General features: G+C 64.5%; 1 protein-coding gene. It reads right to left on the bottom strand.

Features of this window, described 5'->3' with window-relative positions:
• A partial coding sequence (locus X739_RS0136565; RefSeq protein WP_031252703.1) for a transposase occupies positions 1-276 on the bottom strand: 276 nt, incomplete at both ends.

Here is a 276-nt window from a genome sequence, read left to right as displayed (position 1 = left end):
TTGGACTTGTCGTGGTGGCGATAGTCCTTCCAGCGGAAGCTGACCTTTCCCTGGTCCAGGCTCACGAGGCGGCTGTTGGCGATGGCGACGCGATGGGTGTAGCGGCCCAGATAGGCGAGGACCTGTTCGGGACCGCCGAACGGGGGCTTGGCGTAGACGACCCATTCGATGCGTTTCAGTCCAGTCAGTTGGGCGCAGAAAGTGGCAGGGTCGGCCAGGCTGGCGAGATCGCTGAAGAAGCGAAGCTGGCCGGCGTCGAAGGCGTCCTGCAGGCGC

Source organism: Mesorhizobium sp. LNHC209A00 (assembly GCF_000502915.1).
Taxonomy (GTDB): Bacteria; Pseudomonadota; Alphaproteobacteria; order Rhizobiales; family Rhizobiaceae; genus Mesorhizobium.
This window is presented reverse-complemented; position numbering and strand designations above follow the sequence as displayed.